12 protein-coding genes are annotated in these 18,791 nt (G+C 75.0%); 7 read left to right on the top strand and 5 right to left on the bottom strand.

All coding sequences use genetic code 11. From position 1 onward, the window contains the following. Positions 1-120 precede the first annotated feature (120 nt). On the top strand, positions 121-1,341 hold the full coding sequence (ilvA, locus tag OG559_RS07095) for a threonine ammonia-lyase (protein ID WP_405113624.1): 1,221 nt from the start codon (positions 121-123) through the stop codon (positions 1,339-1,341). Between the two features lie 52 nt (positions 1,342-1,393). On the opposite strand, the gene greA is transcribed toward ilvA, so the two are convergent. Together greA and OG559_RS07085 are read right to left on the bottom strand one after the other, a co-directional pair. Then, positions 1,394-1,894: a transcription elongation factor GreA gene (gene greA / locus OG559_RS07090; RefSeq protein ID WP_387019972.1), complete on the bottom strand. Its 501-nt coding sequence runs from the start codon at positions 1,892-1,894 to the stop codon at positions 1,394-1,396. Positions 1,895-2,034: 140 nt separating this feature from the next. Continuing rightward, entirely contained in the window at positions 2,035-2,469 is a 435-nt protein-coding gene (locus OG559_RS07085) for a DUF4307 domain-containing protein (RefSeq protein WP_405116437.1), read from the bottom strand. A gap of 195 nt (positions 2,470-2,664) precedes the next feature. Between OG559_RS07085 and mca the strand changes: the two genes are divergently transcribed. From mca to OG559_RS07070, 3 genes are all read left to right on the top strand, one after another. Further along, positions 2,665-3,546, top strand: a complete 882-nt coding sequence (gene mca, locus OG559_RS07080; protein WP_396669430.1) for a mycothiol conjugate amidase Mca — start codon at positions 2,665-2,667, stop codon at positions 3,544-3,546. Between the two features lie 48 nt (positions 3,547-3,594). After that, positions 3,595-3,876, top strand: coding sequence for a hypothetical protein (locus OG559_RS07075; RefSeq protein ID WP_405113620.1), 282 nt, complete (start codon positions 3,595-3,597; stop codon positions 3,874-3,876). Positions 3,877-4,105: 229 nt separating this feature from the next. Further along, on the top strand, positions 4,106-6,595 hold the full coding sequence (locus tag OG559_RS07070) for a putative bifunctional diguanylate cyclase/phosphodiesterase (RefSeq protein WP_405116434.1): 2,490 nt from the start codon (positions 4,106-4,108) through the stop codon (positions 6,593-6,595). 385 nt (positions 6,596-6,980) lie between these two features. On the opposite strand, the gene OG559_RS07065 is transcribed toward OG559_RS07070, so the two are convergent. Next, positions 6,981-8,012 (bottom strand): phosphatidylinositol-specific phospholipase C domain-containing protein, encoded by a 1,032-nt coding sequence (locus OG559_RS07065; RefSeq protein ID WP_405113618.1) that lies wholly within the window; start codon positions 8,010-8,012, stop codon positions 6,981-6,983. 158 nt (positions 8,013-8,170) lie between these two features. On the opposite strand from OG559_RS07065, the gene OG559_RS07060 reads away from it, so the two are divergent. From OG559_RS07060 to purE, 3 genes are all read left to right on the top strand, one after another. Beyond that, positions 8,171-10,210 carry a thioredoxin domain-containing protein gene (locus tag OG559_RS07060; RefSeq protein WP_405113616.1) on the top strand — a complete coding sequence of 680 codons (2,040 nt, stop codon included), beginning with the start codon at positions 8,171-8,173 and terminating at the stop codon, positions 10,208-10,210. Between the two features lie 68 nt (positions 10,211-10,278). Continuing rightward, positions 10,279-11,439, top strand: a complete 1,161-nt coding sequence (locus OG559_RS07055; protein ID WP_405113614.1) for a 5-(carboxyamino)imidazole ribonucleotide synthase — start codon at positions 10,279-10,281, stop codon at positions 11,437-11,439. A 40-nt stretch (positions 11,440-11,479) separates the two neighbouring features. Next, a complete protein-coding gene (purE, locus tag OG559_RS07050; RefSeq protein ID WP_387019994.1) occupies positions 11,480-11,971 on the top strand; it encodes a 5-(carboxyamino)imidazole ribonucleotide mutase in 492 nt (163 codons plus the stop codon). Between the two features lie 82 nt (positions 11,972-12,053). On the opposite strand, the gene OG559_RS07045 is transcribed toward purE, so the two are convergent. Both OG559_RS07045 and OG559_RS07040 read right to left on the bottom strand, forming a co-directional pair. Beyond that, on the bottom strand, positions 12,054-16,964 hold the full coding sequence (locus OG559_RS07045; RefSeq protein WP_405113612.1) for an SCO7613 C-terminal domain-containing membrane protein: 4,911 nt from the start codon (positions 16,962-16,964) through the stop codon (positions 12,054-12,056). A gap of 162 nt (positions 16,965-17,126) precedes the next feature. Further along, on the bottom strand, positions 17,127-18,551 hold the full coding sequence (locus OG559_RS07040) for a UDP-glucose dehydrogenase family protein (RefSeq protein WP_405113610.1): 1,425 nt from the start codon (positions 18,549-18,551) through the stop codon (positions 17,127-17,129). Positions 18,552-18,791 lie beyond the last annotated feature (240 nt).

Genomic DNA, 18,791 nt, shown 5'->3' with positions numbered 1-18,791 from the left:
CGGCTCCCGGGCCGCGGCGTCCCCGGAGCCGCCCGTCACGGACCCGTCGCCGCAGGTAGCGGGCGCGCGGAGCGCGGTGTCGCCGCCGGCCGCCGGGGCGGCGGGTGGCACGATCGGGGCATGACGGAACTGGTCGGTCTCGCCGACGTGCGTGCCGCGCGGGAGTTGCTCGCGGGCATCACCCGCACCACCCCGCTGGAGCCCTCCCGCCCGCTGAGCGCGGCGCTCGGCGGGCCGGTCTGGCTCAAGTGTGAGAACGTGCAGCGCGCCGGGTCGTACAAGGTGCGGGGGGCGTACGTGCGGATCTCCCGGCTGTCCGCGGCGGAGCGCGACCGGGGCGTGGTGGCCGCCAGCGCCGGCAATCACGCGCAGGGGGTGGCGCTGGCCGCCGGGCTGGTCGGCACGCACGCCACCGTCTTCATGCCGGTGAACGCGCCGCTGCCGAAGGTCGCTGCCACCAAGGGGTACGGCGCCCAGATCGAGTTGGCCGGGCACACGGTCGACGAGTCGCTGGTCGCGGCGCAGGCCTTCGCCGAGCGGACCGGGGCGGTCCTCATCCACCCGTTCGACCACCGGGACGTGATCGCCGGGCAGGGCACCGTGGCGCTGGAGATCCTCGAACAGTGTCCGGACGTGAAGACGATCATCACCGGGGTCGGCGGGGGCGGCCTGGTCTCCGGGATGGCGGTCGCTGCCAAGGCGCTGCGGCCGGACGTGCGGCTGATCGGCGTGCAGGCGGCCGGGGCGGCGGCGTACCCGCCCTCGCTGGTCGCCGGTGAGCCGGTCCGCCTGCCCGCGTTCAGCACGATCGCCGACGGCATCGCGGTGGGCTGCCCGGGGGAGATCACCTTCAGTCACGTCCGTGAGCTCGTCGACGAGATCGTCACCGTCTCCGAGGAGGACATCTCCCGGGCGCTGCTGATGCTGCTGGAGCGGGGCAAGCAGGTGGTGGAACCGGCCGGCGCGGTGGGCGTTGCCGCCCTGCTGGCCGGCGTGGTGCAGGTCGAGACGCCGGTGGTGGCGGTGCTCTCCGGCGGTAACATCGACCCGCTGCTGCTGCTGCGGGTGATCGAGCACGGGCTCGCGGCGGCCGGCCGGTACCTGCGCGTCACCGTCCGCTGCTCGGACCGGCCGGGGCAGCTCGCCTCGCTGCTCAGCGAGATCGCCGAGCACCGGGCGAACGTCGTCGACGTGGAGCACCAGCGGGCCAACCCGCACCTGGGGATCGGCGAGGTGGAGGTGGCGCTGTCGGTGGAGACCCGGGGCGTCGAGCACTCCGACACGCTGATCAGCGCCCTGCGGGCCAGCGGCTACCAGGTGGTCTTCGCCGCAGAGTCCTGAACCGTGGCCCCGGGGCCGGGCTGCCGGCCCCGGGGATCATCGTCGGGGTGGCTCAGCCCGCGAACGGCTCGAACTTGACGATGGTCACCTTGATGTCCGCGCCGCTGGGGGCGGTGTAGGTGACGGTCTGCCCGGGCCGCGTGCGGAGGATCGACTTGCCCAGCGCCGACTCCGGGCTGTAGACGGTCAGCTCGGTCGTCGCCGAGATTTCCCGCGATCCGAGCAGGAACGTCTCGGTGTCGTCGGTGTCGTCGTCGAAGTAGATCGTGACGACCATGCCGGGGGACACCGAGTCGGCGGTCGGCGCCTCGCCCACCTTGGCGGTGCGCAGCAGCTCCTTCAGGTAGAGGATCCGCCCCTCCGCCTTGCCCTGCTCCTCGCGGGCGGCGTGGTAGCCGCCGTTCTCCCGCAGGTCGCCCTCCTCGCGCCGGGCGTTGATCTCGGCGGCGATGACCGTCCGGTTGGCGATCAGCTCGTCGAGCTCGCCCTGGAGGCGGTCGTGCGCGTCCTGGGACAGCCAGGTGGCGGGCGCCTCGTTGTCAGTGTTGGACACAGGCGGTCTCCTCGGTTGTGCGGACTGGCTGACAGGTGAGCTACAAAGCTACCAGTGCGCTGCCCGTCGGGGTGCCGACGATCACCGCGGGTGCCGACGACGGGACCCGCAGTATGCGTGGCGCGAGGCGTTCCGGCAGTTCAGTCGGCCGGTAGGCAGCGCACCACCTCGCCGATGAAGGGCCGGGCGCTGGTGGTCAGCCGGTGCCGGGTGGTCACCTGTGACTCGCCTGCGAGGGCGGTCACCCGCACTTCCTCGCGGGCCAGTTCGGCGCCGTTGTGCGAGCGGGCCCGCAGTGTGCAGGTCGCCGAGCCGCCCGGCGGGACGGTCACCCGGAAGTCGACCACCACCTGGGAGTCGGTGATGTCGGTGTAAGTGATCACCTGGGCGTCGTAGTCGGGGTCGCCGTACTTGCCGTACATGCCGAACGCGGCCACGCCGAGCACCGCCGCCAGGGCGACGGCGAGCAGGGCGACCAGCGCCGGGCGGCGGCGGGCGGGCTCGCGGCGGCGGCCGTAGCGGCCCGGTGGGAACACCGGCGCGCCGGAGGTGATTGTGGCGTGCGTCTCGGTCACCGGCGGGTATCTCCTGGCGTTGTTGTCGGCGGCATCGGCAAGAATGGCAGAGTCCATCTTCCCAGCCCGGCGCTGACTCACCGAACGAGTGCTGAGTCACCGATGATGAGTCGAGCGATGACGAGTCAAGGATGACAGGTCGGCCCGTGTCGTCGACAGGTCAGCGCCGGTGGGCACGAACGAGGAGCGCCGCAAGTGGCAGAGCAGCTGCGTCTCATGGCCGTCCATGCGCACCCCGACGACGAGTCGAGCAAGGGTGCCGCGACCATGGCGAAGTACGTGGCCGAGGGGGTGGACGTCCTGGTCGTGACGTGCACCGGCGGCGAGCGCGGCAGCGTGCTCAACCCGAAAATGGACCGGCCGGACGTCTGGGCCAACATCGGCGAGATCCGCCGCGCCGAGATGGACGCGGCCCGCGCGGTCCTCGGCGTCGAGCAGGCGTGGCTCGGCTTCGTCGACTCGGGGCTGCCCGAGGGCGACCCGCTGCCGCCGCTGCCCGAGGGGTGTTTCGCCCTCCAGGACGTCGAGGTCGCCGCCGGCCCGCTGGTGCGGCTGATGCGCCAGTTCCGCCCGCACGTGGTCACCACGTACGACGAGGAGGGTGGCTACCCGCACCCCGACCACGTCATGACCCACAAGGTGACCGTCGCCGCCTTCGAGGCCGCCGGAGACCCGGCGCGCCACCCGGAGCTCGGTGAGCCCTGGCAGCCGCTCAAGCTCTACTACGACGTGGGGTTCTCCAAGGGCAAGATCCTGGCGCTGCACGAGGGCATCCTCGCCGCGGGGATTCCCTCGCCGTACGAGGAGTGGCTCAAGCGGTGGGACGACCGCCCCGACAAGGGCCCTCGGATCACCACCCGGGTCGAGTGCGCGGAGTACTTCACGGTCCGCGACGACGCGTTGCGCGCCCACGCCACCCAGATCGACCCGGACGGCTTCTGGTTCCAGGTGCCGATGGAGCTCCAGCAGCGCGCCTGGCCGACGGAGGACTTCGAGCTCGCCCGCTCGATGGTCGACAGCCCGCTGCCCGAGTCCGACCTCTTCGCCGGGGTGCGCGAGACGGCCCATGCCCGCTGATCCGGCGGCGGGTTACCCTGGTCACCAGCCGCCCAACGGAGGAACGCCATGCTGACCGCTGCCCAGGTGCTCGCGGAGAACAACTTCGGTGACACTCGCACGGGTGGCCTCGCCGGTCCGATGGGCCTCTTCCTCATCCTGGTGCTGGCCGCCGCCACCGTGCTGCTGATCCGCAACATGAACGCCCGGCTGCGCCGGCTGCCCGACCAGTTCCCGGGGCCGGACGGCGTCGATGCGGGCCGAGTCGAAGCGGGAGTCGTCGATCCGACAGACGGGACTGTGGGGCAGGAGTCACGCCCGAACGCTCCCAAGCAGCCCCAGCAGGGCTGAAACGTATGATCCGCGCGTGATTCACGCCGAACCCGGCTGTCGCCCCCTGTTGCGGCCACCGGCTTTGGCTTAGCCTTCCGCCGGGGGACCAAAAGTCCCCGAGCCGCGCGCGGGAGGGGGCACCGATGACCGGGTCAGCGACGGCTGCCCGCCGTGCCGTGCGACGACCTGCGGACGGGAGAGATCGGTGACCTCCGGCAGGGCCGGCGGTCAACTCGACCGGCTCGGCCTGCGTGGCACCCCGGGCCGGGTCCTGCTGCTGACGGCCGCCGTTGCCCTGACCGCCCTGGCGGCAGCGGTGGTCGGCCTCACCCTTCCGACGGGCCTGCCGGCCGACGACCCGCTCCCGGGGCCCGCCCGGTTCGGCATCGGCGTCGCGGCGTTCGCCGTGGCCCAGCTCGCCCGCCTGCGGTTCCGCGCCGGTTCCGGGATGGTCAGCATCACCTGGGGCGAGGCCGCGCTCATCGTCTGCCTCTACCTGGTGCCCGCCGGCTGGCTCCCGGCCGCCACGCTGCTCGGCGCGGGGGCGGCCTGGACGGGGCTGTCCCTGGCCGCCGACCGCCGGCCGCCGCTGGAGACCGTCCGCATCGCGACCTCGCTGACCGCCGCGACCGCCCTCGCCGTCACCGTCGCCACCGCCCTCGGCACGCCCCTGCTGGCGGCCCCCACGCCGGAGCTGGCGCCGGCCCTGGTGGCCGGCTCGATGACGTACCTGCTCGTCAGCGCCTGGCTGGGCGGGGTCACCGTGGCGCTGCGGCACGGCGTGCCGCTGGGCCCGCCGTTGCTCGCCGCGCTGCGCGGCAAGCTGCTGATGTTCGTCGGGAACGTGGCCGTCGGCCTGGGCGTGGTGGCGCTGTTGGAGATCGACGCCCGGTGGCTGCTGCTGCTGCCGCCCGTGCTCTGGCTGCTCCAGCAGACCTACCGGCACCGGCTCGGCGCCGACCAGGAGCGGCGCAGCTGGCGGGCCTTCGCCGAGGCCACCGCCGCGCTCAACCAGCTCGACGAGCGGGGCGTCGCCACCGCTGCCGTGACCGGCGCGCTGACCCTCTTCGGTGCCGAGCTGGTCGACGTGGACGTGGCCCGCGGTGACGGCCGGTGGCGGCGTTACCGGGGCGAAACCGGCGGCCAGGTGGTCGACCGGGAGATCGGCCCGCCCGCCCGATCCGGCCCCGACGCGCACGAGCTGGTCCGGCCGCTGACCGTCGGCGCCACCCGGGTCGGCGAGCTGCGGGTCCGCTTCCCCCGTACCGCGCCGCCCAGCGCCCGCGAGCAGGACGCCGTCGCCGCGTTCTCCGACGCCCTCGCCGCCGCCCTGCACGACGCCGCGACCCACCGGGAGCTGCGGCTGGTCACCGCCCGGTCGTCGTACGAGGCGGTGCACGACCCGCTCACCGGGCTGCTCAACCGGGCCGCCATGCTCGGCAAGGGCGACCAGGCGCTGCGGCAGCGCGCCCACGACCACCCGGTGGCGTTGCTGCTGCTCGACATCGACCAGTTCAAAGAGGTCAACGACACCCTCGGGCACGCCGCCGGCGACCAGCTGCTGCGGCTGAGCGCCAACCGGCTCGGCGCGCTGACCCGCTCGGGCGATTTGCTGGGCCGGCTCGGCGGCGACGAGTTCGCCATGCTGCTGACCAACGTCCCGGTGCTCGGCGGCCGGACCGCACCGATGGCGTACGCGCTGCGCCAGGCCCGGGAGATCGCCGAGCGGCTGGCCGCCCCCACCGAGGTGGCCGGGGTGCGGATGTCCGTCGAGGTCTCCGTCGGGGTGGTGGTCGCCGACGCGGGCACCGCCGACATGACCGAGCTGCTGCGCCGGGCCGACATCGCGATGTACCAGGCCAAGGAGGGCGGCGGCAGCGTCGCCGCGTACGACAGTTCCCGGGACGCCGCGAGCACCGATCAGCTCGCGCTGCTCGCGGAGCTGCGGGAGGCGCTGGCCACCGACGACCAGCTCGTGCTGGCCCTCCAGCCGGCGGTGGACCTGGCCACCGGCGCGCCGACCGGGGTGGAGGCGCTGATCCGCTGGCGGCACCCCCGCCGGGGCTGGCTCGGCCCGACCGACTTCATTCGCCCGGTGGAGAACAGCGAGCAGCTCGGTACCTTCACCCGGTACGTGCTGGACAAGGCGCTCGGGGTGGCCGCCGACTGGGCCCGCGCGGGCCTGGACGTGCCGATCTCGGTGAACCTGTCGGCCCGCAGCCTGCTCGACCCCCGGCTGCCGGCCGAGATCGGCGAGGCGCTGCGCCGACACCAGGTTCCGCCGCGCCGGCTGGTGCTGGAGATCACCGAGACCGTGGTGATGAGCGAGCTGGAGATCATCGACGAGGTGCTCGCCACGCTCCGGTCGATGGGCGTGCAGCTCGCGGTGGACGACTTCGGCACCGGGTTCTCGTCGTTGGCGTTCGTGACCCGGATCGCCGTGGACGAGCTGAAGGTCGACCGGTCGTTCGTGATCCGGATGGCGGACTCGCCGGAGGCGGCGGCGATCGTCCGGGCGACCGTCGGGCTCGCCCACGAGCTGGGCCTGCGGGTGGTCGCCGAGGGAGTGGAGACCGCCGAGCAGCGGCTGGCGCTGGCGGAGCTGGGCTGCACGGCCGCGCAGGGGTACCACTTCTTCAAGCCGATGCCGGCCGACAAGATCGGCGCGGTGCTCGGGTCGCTGCTCGACACCGCCCAGGGCAACGTCTTCCCGCTGCGCGCCGACGGCGCCTCCTGACCCGTTCGGGCGCTCTGGCGGGCATTGCGGGGAACGGCGGCCCGGGCAGCGGTCGGGGCCGGTTCGCCCCGCGGCTGACCGTAGGGCGACCAGCGTCTTCGGCGCGAGCCGGAGACGCCTTTTCGGCCCTTGTGAAGCGTTGGGTGTCACTGCATACCGCTGTTCAAGTCGCTGCGGTGACGGTTGGTGTGGGGGTTTGCGTCCCGCGCCTGTTCGGGGACCTGTCCTTCGGCCCCTATGGAGCTGCCCCGTCCACGCTCCCGCTCCATCGACAGCACAAACGGGGCAGCTCCATAGGGCCAACGGAGGGAAGACTGACCCGGCCCGGGGGAGGCCGATCCGGCAGGGGCCGACGGTCGGGTCACCCGTGCCCGAGGCCCCTGCCTCAGCCGCGCGGGAGCACCTCGTCCACCACGCTCGGCAGGGCCGCCCAGTCGGCCGAGGCGACGCTGGCGTGTGCCCGGGCCAACTGGGCCACCCGGGCCGCCGCCGCGGCGGGGTCGGTGTTCCCCGTCGCCGGGGGAACGTTCTGCGCGTCGGTCATCACCAGCAGGTAGTGGTTGGCGTCGTACCAGGCGGTGTCGATGCCACCGGTGACGTACGCGGAGGCGTCGCCGTCGAAGACCACGAACCAGGGGCGCAGGCCCGCGTCGGCGTACCGGGTGCGGGGGTCGTTGGCCTGGGCCCGGTGCACGGCCGGGAACGCCTGCGCCGAGGCGAGCGTCCCGGCGGCGGCGAGCGCGGCGAGGTGGCGGGCGTACTCGACGTCGGTCCAGAGGGTGTCGGTGGGGTTGCCCTCCTCCACGGTGCCGGGGATCAGGTGCACGATCACCCGGCCGGCGAGTTGCTGCCGGGTCGGCCAGTTGTCGGCGCGGGCGGCGGCGTCCAGGGTGGCGTACCCGCCGCGCAGCTCGGCGGGGCGGAACGCCGCCGATCCGAGGCGGGCGGCGAGCAGCGCGTCGAGCTGCGCCGGCCCCTGCCCGGTGCGGCCGCTGAAGCCGGTCTTCAGCTCCAGTTTGAGGTGCAGCGGGCCGGCGTCGGGGTGGGCGGCGAGCCAGATCCGGATGTCGTCGAGGCAGTGTTCGAGGTTCCGGTTGCGGGTGCCGGTGTAGAGCTGGGCGGCGCTGGTCGCGGCGACGCAGTTGTTGGCGTTGCCGAGCGGGTTGGAGTGGCTGACCCGCCACTGCCTCGTGATGATGTCGGGCCACACGTCCAGCTCGATCATCCCCGGCCGGGCGTCGAGCGCCTGGGCCAGGTAGGCGTACGTGCCCTGCTCGTACGCGTTGTGGGTGCCCACGGTGGTGGTCGCCGAGACCCGGGCGGCCGGGTCGACGGCCGCCTCCGCCGGGCCGGCGGCGAGCACGGCCGCGACCACCGCGACCGATGCGAACGCTGACAGGGGACGGGATCCGCGCATGCGTGCCTCCTCGGAGGGGCCGGCGACGGCCGCCGGGCATGCACTGATATAAATCGATGAACTTGAACGGGGGAAGGCCTCGGGCGAAGGTTCCGGGATCGGTGGCGTCGGTTCCGGGGCCGCGGACGGGACGGCACCGGACTGGATATGGTCGTCCGGTGAACCGACTCGCCAGTGCCACCAGCCCGTACCTCCTCCAGCACGCCGACAACCCGGTGGACTGGTGGCCGTGGTGCGACGAGGCGTTCGCCGAGGCGAAGCGGCGCGACGTGCCGGTGCTGATCTCGGTCGGCTACGCGGCCTGCCACTGGTGCCACGTGATGGCCCACGAGTCGTTCGAGGACGCCGCCGTCGGGAAGCTGCTCAACGACGGCTTCGTGGCGATCAAGGTGGACCGCGAGGAGCGGCCGGACGTCGACGCCGTCTACATGACCGCGACCCAGGCGATGACCGGGCAGGGCGGCTGGCCGATGACGGTCTTCGCCACCGGAGACGGCACCCCGTTCTTCTGCGGCACGTACTTCCCGAAGCCGAACTTCGTCCGGCTGCTGGAGTCCGTCGGCACCGCCTGGCGGGAGCAGCGCGAGGCCGTGCTCCAGCAGGGCTCCGCCGTGGTCGAGGCGATCGGCGGGGCGCAGGCCGTCGGCGGGCCGACCGCCCCGCTCACCGCCGAACTGCTCGACGACGCCGCCGCCCAGCTCGCCAGGGAGTACGACCGGAGCAACGGCGGTTTCGGCGGCGCACCGAAGTTCCCGCCGCACATGAATCTGCTCTTCCTGCTGCGTCACCACCAGCGCACCGGCTCCGCCGAGAGCCTGGAGATCGCCCGGCACACCGCCGAGGCGATGGCCCGGGGCGGCATCAACGACCAGCTCGCCGGCGGCTTCGCCCGGTACTCGGTCGACGGGCACTGGACCGTGCCGCACTTCGAGAAGATGCTCTACGACAACGCCCTGCTGCTGCGGTTCTACACCCAGCTCTGGCGGCTCACCGGCGACCCGCTGGCCGCCCGGGTGGCCCGGGACGTCGCCCGGTTCCTCGCCGACGAGCTGCACCGCCCCGGCGAGGGCTTCGCCTCCGCGCTCGACGCCGACACCGAGGGCGTCGAGGGCCTCACCTACGCCTGGACCCCGGCCCAGCTCGTCGAGGTGCTCGGCACCGAGGACGGCCGCTGGGCCGCCGACCTGTTCGGGGTCACCGAGTCCGGCACCTTCGAACACGGCATGAGCGTGCTGCGGCTGGCCCGGGACGTCGACGACGCCGACCCGGCGGTGCGGGGCCGGTGGCAGGACGTCGTCCGACGGCTGCTGGCCGCCCGGGACAACCGCCCCCAGCCCGCCCGCGACGACAAGGTGGTGGCCGCCTGGAACGGCCTGGCGATCACCGCGATCGCCGAGTTCGTCCGCCTCGTCGAGGCGCAGGGGGCGGCCGGCGGGGACGAGGCCGCCGCCAACCTGCTGGAGGGCGTCACCATCGTCGCCGACGGCGCGATGCGGGACGCCGCCGAGCACCTGGCCACCGTGCACCTGGTCGACGGTCGGCTGCGCCGGGTCTCCCGGGACGGGGTGGTCGGCAAGCCGGTCGGGGTGCTGGAGGACTACGGCTGCGTGGCCGAGGCGTTCTGCGCGATGCACCAGGTCACCGGCGAGGGGCGTTGGCTGGAACTGGCCGGCGGGCTCCTGGACACCGCGCTGGCCCGGTTCGCCGCCCCGGGCGGCGGGTTCTACGACACTGCCGACGACGCCGAGCAGCTCGTCACCCGGCCGGCCGACCCGACCGACAACGCCACCCCGTCCGGCCGGTCGGCGATCGTCGCCGCCCTGGTGGCGTACGCGGCGCTGACCGGGGAGAACCGGTACCGGGAGGCCGCCGAGGCCGCCCTCGCCACGGTCGCCCCGATCGTCGCCCGGCACGCCCGGTTCACCGGGTACGCGGCCACCGTCGGGGAGGCGCTGCTCTCCGGCCCGTACGAGATCGCCGTGGTGACCGACGACCCGGCCGGCGATCCCCTCGTCGCCGCCGCGTACCGGCACGCCCCGCCCGGCGCGGTGGTCGTCGCGGGCCGCCCGGACCAGCCCGGGGTGCCGCTGCTGGCAGACCGGCCGCTGGTCGACGGCCGACCCGCCGCGTACGTCTGTCGGGGTTTCGTCTGCCAGCGCCCGGTCACCACCGTCGAGGACCTCCGCGCCCAGTTGTGAGGGCCGCCGCGACCGCCCCGGACCTCGGCCCGGGGCGGTCGGGGCGCGCCGCTAGGCTGGCGGGCGAGATGGATACCCGAACCGGTCTGCCTGTTGTCGGCATGGTGGGGGGCGGCCAGCTGGCCCGCATGACCCACCAGGCCTCGATCGCCCTCGGTCAGTCGCTGCGCGTGCTCGCGCAGGCCCCGGACGACGGCGCGGCCCTGGTCGCCGCCGACGTCCAATACGGCGACCACACCGACCTCGCCGCCCTGCGCGCCTTCGCCGAGGGCTGCGACGTGATCACCTTCGACCACGAGCACGTGCCGACGGAGCACATCCGCGCCCTCGCGGCCGAGGGGGTGAGCCTCTTCCCGCCGGCCGACGCGCTGCTGCACGCGCAGGACAAGCGGATCATGCGGGAGCGGCTCGCCGCGCTGGGCGTACCGAACCCGGTGTGGCGACCGGTCGCCGAGCCCGCCGACCTGGTCGCCTTCGGCGAGGCCCAGGGCTGGCCGGTGGTGCTGAAGGCCGCCCGGGGCGGGTACGACGGCCGGGGCGTCTGGCTGGTCGACGACGCGACGCAGGCCGCCGAGCTGGCCGCCACCCTGCTCGCCGGGGGGACCAGCCTGATCGTCGAGGAGCGGGTGGCGCTGCGCCGGGAGCTGGCCGTGCAGGTGGCCCGCTCGCCGTTCGGGCAGGTCGCCGCGTACCCGGTGGTGGAGACGGTGCAGGTCGACGGGATCTGCGTCGAGGTGCTGGCCCCGGCGCCGGGCCTGGACGAGGAGCGGGCCGTCGCCGCCCAGCAGCTCGCCATCGACCTGGCCACCGCGCTCGGCGTGGTCGGCCTGCTCGCCGTGGAGCTGTTCGAGACGTCGGCCGGGCTGGTGGTCAACGAGCTGGCCATGCGCCCGCACAACTCGGGCCACTGGACGATCGAGGGGGCCCGGACCTCGCAGTTCGAGCAGCACCTGCGGGCCGTGCTGGACTACCCGATGGGGGACACCGGGCTGACCGCCCCGGCGGTGGCGATGGCGAACGTGCTCGGCGGCGAGCCGGGCGGGATGTCGATCGACGAGCGGCTGCACCACCTCTTCGCCGCCGAGCCGGGCGCGAAGGTCCACCTGTACGGCAAGCAGGTGCGCCCCGGCCGCAAGATCGGCCATGTCACGGTGCTCGGTGCCGACCTGGACGACGTGCGGGCGCGGGCCGCCCGGGCCGCCCGCTGGCTCCGCGAGGGCCACCAGTGAGCCTGCGACCCCCGCAGTCGTCAACGAGAGGCAGACCAGCATGAGCACCGTCGGGTTGATCATGGGCAGCGACTCGGACTGGCCGACCATGAAGGCCGCCGCCGAGACCCTGGCCGAGTTCGGGGTCGGCTACGAGGTCGGCGTGGTCTCCGCCCACCGCACCCCCGGCAAGATGATCGAGTACGGCCGCACCGCCGCCGACCGGGGGCTCAAGGTGATCATCGCGGGGGCCGGTGGGGCCGCCCACCTGCCCGGCATGGTCGCCTCGGTCACCCCGTTGCCGGTGATCGGCGTGCCGGTGCCGCTGAAGTACCTCGACGGGATGGACTCGCTGCTGTCCATCGTCCAGATGCCGGCCGGCGTGCCGGTGGCCGCCGTGTCGATCGGCAACGCCCGCAACGCCGGGCTGCTCGCCGTCCGCATCCTGGCCGCCGCCGACGAGGAACTGCGGGCGCGCATGGTCGCCTACCAGGAGAGCCTGGAGGAGTTGGTCGCCGAGAAGGAGGCCGCCCTGCACGCCTCCCTCGGCTGACCCCCGCGCCCGGCGGCCGCGCTCACGTTCGAGCCGGCCCACTCGGCGCGACACGGCAGTCACGCCCCAGGGCCCCTCCACTTCACCGCATGCCGCGCAGCGCCGTCTGCAGGCGCTCCTGGGCGCGGCGTCGGCGCTCGTTGCTCGCGCCGAGGACCAGCAGGACCAGCCCGGCCGGGATCAGCACCAGCCACGGGCCGAGGCTGAACAGCGCGTGTATCGCCGCGATGGCGGTGACGGCCGCCCCGACGATCACCGGGGCCTGCTGCTGGCTGGTGGTGCCGAAGATCAGCACCGCCACCGCGCCGAGCAGCAGCAGCACCTGGCGCAGCATGCTGGAGTCGGTGGCCAGCACGATCGCCAGAGTCGGCACGAACGCGGCGACCAGCGCCGGCCCGTACGCCACCCAGCTAGACAGGTCCGGCCGGTGCCGCAGCTCCAGCACCCCGACCAGCAGGGCCAGCGCCGCGAACGGCAGCGTGTACGCCTCCGGCAGCGCCACGTCGGCGACCCGCATCAGGATCCACCAGGCGACGATCTCGCAGAACACCACCGCCCAGAACAGGATCTGCCGCTCCACCGGCCGACGGCCCGGCCGGGCGGCGGCCACCCCGAGCACGGCCCCCCAGGCGGCAAGCAGCGCGGCGATGTGCCGGGGCGAGTCGAAGGCCAGCGCCAGGGCGATCAGCGCGGCGGCGTACCCGCTCCACTCCACCGTGGCCGCCTCACGCTGTGCCTCGGGGCGGCGCAGCCGGGGCAGGGTCGCGGCGAACACCTGTAGGGCCGCCCCGACCGCCAGCACCCCGAACGCGGACCAGACCGCAGCCAGCCCGGCCACCAGGCCGGCGACGAGGACGAACAACTGCGCCATCAGCGAGGCGAACAACCAGCCCAGGATGCGGGCCCGCTGGGTGGTGCCGTACAGGGCGGCGACGGCGCCGACGCCCATCGCCCCGCCCAGGGTGAACAGGGTCAGCTCCCGGGTGGCCAGGCTGCCGAGCAGCCCCGCCCCGCCGCCGGCCAGCCCGATGACGAAGACCAGCACCCGGGCGGTGCGCAGCGACCGGGCCCGCTCCGCCAGCGGCGGAGGCGGGGTGAGCGCCAGCCCCAGCATCGAGATGGTGAACACCGACAGCGCCGCAAGCGTGCTCACCGGCCAGCCGTGCCCCAGGGCGATCGGGGTGATCAGCAGGGTCATCGCCGCGCCGGGCAGCACCACCGGCACGGCCCGGGACCGTCGCCCGCCGCTGAACCCGACGGCGGCCAGCGCCGCGGTCACGGTGAGCAGCAGCGCGGTCAGGACGTGCGCCGGGTCGACCGCGTTGGCGGGCGGGATGATCAGCTCCGGCGGCGGCCCTTGCCACACCCGGCCCAGCGACCGGTACGGCTCGACCAGCGCCACCACCAGCGTGGGGGCGAGCGAGGCCACTGCCAGCGCGGTCGGCAGCGCGGCGGCGGCCAGCGCCCCGGCAGCCGGGCTGACCCGCCAGCGCGCCACCGCCGGATCGTCGTCGGGCGCCCGGCGCAGGGCGCCGTCGAGCAGCACCGACCAGCGCCGGATCGGCTGGGCCGAGCCGGCCGGCGGGACGGTGGCGGCGCGGACCAGTTCGGCGAGCACCCCGAGCAGCGCGCCCGCCGCCGCGTACACGCCGGCGGGCAGGCCGGTCACGATCGCGGCGACCGCGCTGACCGTCGCGCCGCCCACCACGGCCGCACTGGCGTACGGGAGATACTGCGGCACCTGCCGGCGGACCGCGGCGATCGCGGCCAGACCCAGGCTGGACGCGGCCAGCGCGGCGGTCAGCACCACCTCGGGCGACCGGCCGAACTCGGCGGCCAGGGCGGCCACCGCGCCGGGCAACGCGAGTAGCGCGGCCCCGGCGGCGGCCCCACCGACCTGCACCAGGTGCGGCGGCATCCCCTCGGTGTCGACGTCCTCGACCAGCGGGGCGGCGAACACCCGAGCCAGGGTGGCCACGACGACGCCGATCAGCGCGATGCCGCCCAGCGCCAGCGCGGTCGTCCACGGCCGGACCAGACCGGCGCCGGCCGCGTGCAGGGCGACGGCCCCGGCCACGGTGGCCCGGGACAGCCCGGCGCGCGGGTCGATCGAGGCCGCCGCGGCCGTGCCGAAGGCCGTGGCGACGGCCAGGCCGACCAGCACCGGCGACCACCAGGGCAGGTCGAAGGCGGCCGACGCCCCGATGGTGGCCAGGACGGCGGCGACGCCCGAGACGTCGTACTTCCAGGGGGCCGGCAGCAGCACCCCGGCCGCGACGCCGAGCAGCGCCAGCGCGACGGGCGCCTGCCAGGTGGACCCGCCGACCGGCGCGGCCGGCCAGCCGGACAGGTCGCCGGCCCAGATCGGGCCCGGGGTGGCCAGCACGCCCCACCCGCCGCGCAGCGCGCTCCAGCCGGCGAGCAGCCCGATCAGGGTGCCGCCGACGGCGAGCCCGAGGATCGGCCCGCGCCGCCACTGCTCGGGCATCGCCCGGGCCGCGACGGCGACCACCGCCACCAGCGCGGCGGCGACTACGAGCTGCCCGCCGGGGGTGAGCACCGCCCCGATCCGTACCAGGGTGGCGATCAGCGCCGCGGTGACCGCGGCGGCGGCCAGGTCGGAGCCGTCCATGGCCAGGTCGGAGCGGCGGCCCGCGTCGATCGACGGGGCCAGGAAGACCAGCACCCCGGCCACGAACAGCAGCCCGCCCACCCAGGCGTCCGCGACGGTGGCCCCGGGCGCGCCGAACGCGGCGGCGGTCACCGCCAGCGCCCCGAGGCCGGTGCCCATGGCCAGCGGCGCCGGGATGTGCCGCTCGGACACCTGCACCATGGCGGCGTACCCGAGGGTGACGCAGACCGCCAGGAAGCTCGCCGCCAGCACCGGCACGGTGGCCTCGCGCAGGCTCGCCGGGGTCGGCGTCGGGTCGGTCGGCATGGTCGCGGCGACGAACGCGGCGACCGCCCCGGGCAGGGCGAACGCCGCGCCGCCGGCGGCCCAGGCGGAGACGACGCCTGCCGTGGCGGGGGTGATCCGAATCCGGGGCGCCACCGCGACCAGCGCGCCGGCCAGGAAGAGGGCGAGCAGCACGGCGGCGGTCAGCGCCGGCCGGGCCAGCCCGGCGCCCGCGCCGAGCAGGCCCACCACGGCCGCGGCGACCGCGTGCACCGTGGCGGCCCGCGTGGTGCTGGCGGTGAGCCCGGCCGCGCCGATGCCGATCGCGACCAGCACCATCGGCCACGGCGCGGCCACCCAGCCCAGACCGAACGACGCCGGCACGGCGAGCGCCGTCAGCGCCGCCCCGACCACCGCGAACTCGCGGCGGATCTCCGGCGGCAGGGCCAGCACCGCGGCGACGGTGAGCAGGAAGGCGCTGGCGGCGAGCTGCCAGGCCGCCGGCCCGACCGAGGCGGCCAGCTCGGCCGGGTAGCGGGCGAGGTCCGCCGCCCAGGCCGGGAGGGCGGCCCGCGCCGGGGCCAGCCCGGCGCGCAGCGCGCCGCCGGCCACCACCAGGCCGCTGACCGTGAGCGCCGCGGCCGAGGCGAGCTGCGGCCCACGCCGGGCGGCTTCGGGTACGGCCCGCACGGCCAGCCCGGTGAGGGTGATGACGGCGGCGATCAGCAGCAGGGCCCGGCCGGGGAAGGCCACCGAGGCGACCCGGCCCAACGCGCCGATCACCGCGAGGGTGAGGATGCCGGCGGCCACGTCGGGCAGCGGCGGGCGGCGCAGCACCAGCGCCCCGCCCAGCCCCACCAGCGCGGCCAGCAGCAGCACCGCGCCCGCCCCGGCCGCCGCCGGCACCGTTCCGGCGCGCAGCAGCGCGGTCACCGCGTACGCGAGGGCCAGCGCCACCGCCACGGCGTGCAACAGCCAGGTCAGCGCGCCCAGCGCCGGAACCGGGCGGGCCGGCGTGGCGGCGACGGGCGCGCCACCGGTGCCGTCGAGCACCTCGCCGGACTCCTCCGGGGCGCCCTCCGGACGGCCGTCCTCGGTGGGGCGGCGGGGCGGTGGGGCGGCGGAGGCGGCCGGGGGCGTCGGCAGGTCCTCGCGCACCGGCCGCTCGACGGTGACCGGGGAGCGGGCCAGCACCAGGTCCACGACGGCGACCACGGTCAGCGCCAGCGCCCAGCCGGCCGGCCCGGTGACCCACTCGTAGGCCAGCAGCGGCAGCACCGGCTGCGCGGCCAGCACGGCGGCGAAGCGGGGGGCACGCAGTCCCGTCCAGAGCGCGTAGCCGAACCCGACGGCGACGGTGACAGCGAAGATCACCCCGGCGAAGACCGCCCCGGACGCGCCCCCGCCGCCGATCCGGTCCACCGCCCACAGCGCGTACCCGGCCAGCGGCACCAGCAGCAGACCGACGGCGGCGATCGTCTCGGCGGTCGAGGTGAGCCCGCGTCGGGCCAGCACCGGCGGGGCGAGCAGCAGCAGCACCGTCGCGACGAGCAGGATGCCCAGCCGGGACAGGGCGTCCATCGAGCTGGTGGCCACCGCGGCGAAGACCACCGCGGCCACGGCGAGCAGCAGCGCGCCCAGCCCGAGGGGGATGTTCTGCACCTCCCGCGAGGACGCCTCCGGCGGATGCTCGGGGTTGTCGGCGTCCAGCCAGCGGGCCGCCGACGGCGGGGGCGGGTCCTCCGGCCGGGGCGGTGCGGCGCCCTGCCGGGGCACCCGGGGCGGCGCGCCGGCGGTGGCGGTGGGCGGGCGGCGACCCGGCCGGCGGCGCAGCACCCGCCGGGGGCGGGCGGTCTGCTTGGTCCGCTCCTCACCGGCGTGCGCGAGGATGTCCCGCTGGAAGAGCGCGGCCTGCATCTTCGCGGCGATCTGCCGCTGCTCGGCGGCGATGGCGGCCTCGCGGGCCTTCATCTCCGCGATCGAGCGCTCGACGTCCGCCAGGTGCCCGGCCCACTGGGGCTGGTGCGCTCCGCAGTGCGGGCACTTGGCGGCCGGCTTGATCTCCCGGCCGCACGAGGAGCACTGAAAGGTCTGCACGACACCCCTCCACCCGCTGGCCCGCACTGTGGACTCCCACTGTCGCAGCATGCCCTGAGCCGGCGCGGATTTCGACACCTGTCGGCGGGTCGACGGTGACGAACAGCGGACGGCCGGCCGCGGCGGGGCGCCGCGGCCGGCCGTCGCCGGTGTCGAGGTGGATCAGGGGCGGCCCATGCCCCGGTACTCCCAGCCGGCCTGCGTCCACAGTGTCGAGTCGAGGCAGTTGCGGCCGTCGACCACCCGACGGCCGGCGACCAGCTCGCCGAGGGCCACCGGGTCGGCGTTGCGGAAGTCGGCCCACTCGGTGAGCACGCAGACCAGGTCCGCCCCGGTCACCGCGTCGGCGATGCTGGTCTCGTACGTCAGCTCGGGGGCCACCCGGCGGGCGTTCTCGGTGCCCTGCGGGTCGTACACGTGCACGTCCGCCCCGGCCTTGCCGAGCAGCCCGGCGACGGCGAGCGCCGGGGCGTCGCGTACGTCGTCGGTGTTGGGCTTGAAGGTCGCGCCGAGCACGGCGACCCGGGTGCCGGACAGGTCCGGGCCGGCCGGCCCGGAGCGGCGGCCGAGCAGCTCGGCGGCGAGCCCGACGACCCGGGTACGGCGACGCAGGTTGATCAGGTCGACCTCGTGCAGGAAGCGCAGTGCCTCGCCGGCGCCCAGCTCCTGGGCGCGGGCCTGGAAGGCGCGGATGTCCTTGGGCAGGCAGGCCCCGCCGAAGCCGAGGCCGGCCTGGAGGAACCGGTTGCCGATCCGGGGGTCGTACCCGATGGCGCGGGCGAGCTGGGTGACGTCGCCGCCGGAGGCCTCGCAGACCTCGGCCATCGCGTTGATGAACGAGATCTTGGTGGCCAGGAAGGCGTTCGCGGCGACCTTGACCAACTCGGCGGTGGCGAAGTCGGTGGCCACCAGCGGGACCTCCCGGTCCTCCGTGGCGGCCAGGTCGAAGACGCCCTTGTGGGCGGCGTAGAGCATGCCGTTGGCCCACTCGCTCTTGACGCCCACCACGATCCGGTTGGGGCGTAGCACGTCGTCGACGGCGAAGCCCTCCTGGAGGAACTCCGGGCTCCACGCCACCTCGACCCCGAGGTCGGCCGGGGTGTGCTTGCCGACGAGCTGCTCCACCCACTCGGCGGTGCCCACCGGGACGGTGGACTTGCCGACGATCAGCGCCTTGCGGGTGAGGTGCTGGGCCAGGCTGGTCACCGACGCCTCGACGTACGACAGGTCCGCGCCCATCCCGTCGGCCCGCTGCGGGGTACCGACGCAGATGAAGTGCACGTCGCCGAACTCGGCGGTCTCGGCGATGTCGGTGCTGAACCGCAGCCGGCCGGCGGCCAGGTTGCGCCGCAGCAGTTCGTCGAGGCCGGGCTCGTGGATCGGCACCTCGCCGGCGTTCAGCTTGGCGATCTTCTCCGCGTCGACGTCGTAGCCGAGCACCTCGTAGCCGAGCTCGGCGTAGCAGATGGCGTACGTCGCACCGAGGTACCCGGTGCCGAGGAAGGTGACCCGGGGACGGGCCGCGCCCGACGGCGGCGTCACCGCGGCGATGGCCGGCATCGGTTGGTTCGGGTACGGGATCGTCACGCCTGTCTTCTCCGCTCGCGCTGGCGGCGCTTTCTCGCGTCGCGTTCGGCTGCGGCGCCTGGCCGGGCACCGAAGGGATTTGTGTTGTTTTGTGCGCGTCGTGCCGTATCGACGCCTCCGTCAGGCCCGAGCCTACGCGGCGGTAAGGATCATCCGAGCGCTGGTGGCTATCCTTCAGTCTGCGCGGTCGGCGGTTCCGAAACGCTACAGACTGCGCATGATAGCGGTGAAGGGGAGGGG

It is taken from the genome of Micromonospora sp. NBC_01405 (assembly GCF_045040155.1).
In the GTDB taxonomy this organism is placed as follows: Bacteria; Actinomycetota; Actinomycetes; order Mycobacteriales; family Micromonosporaceae; genus Micromonospora.
This window is presented reverse-complemented; position numbering and strand designations above follow the sequence as displayed.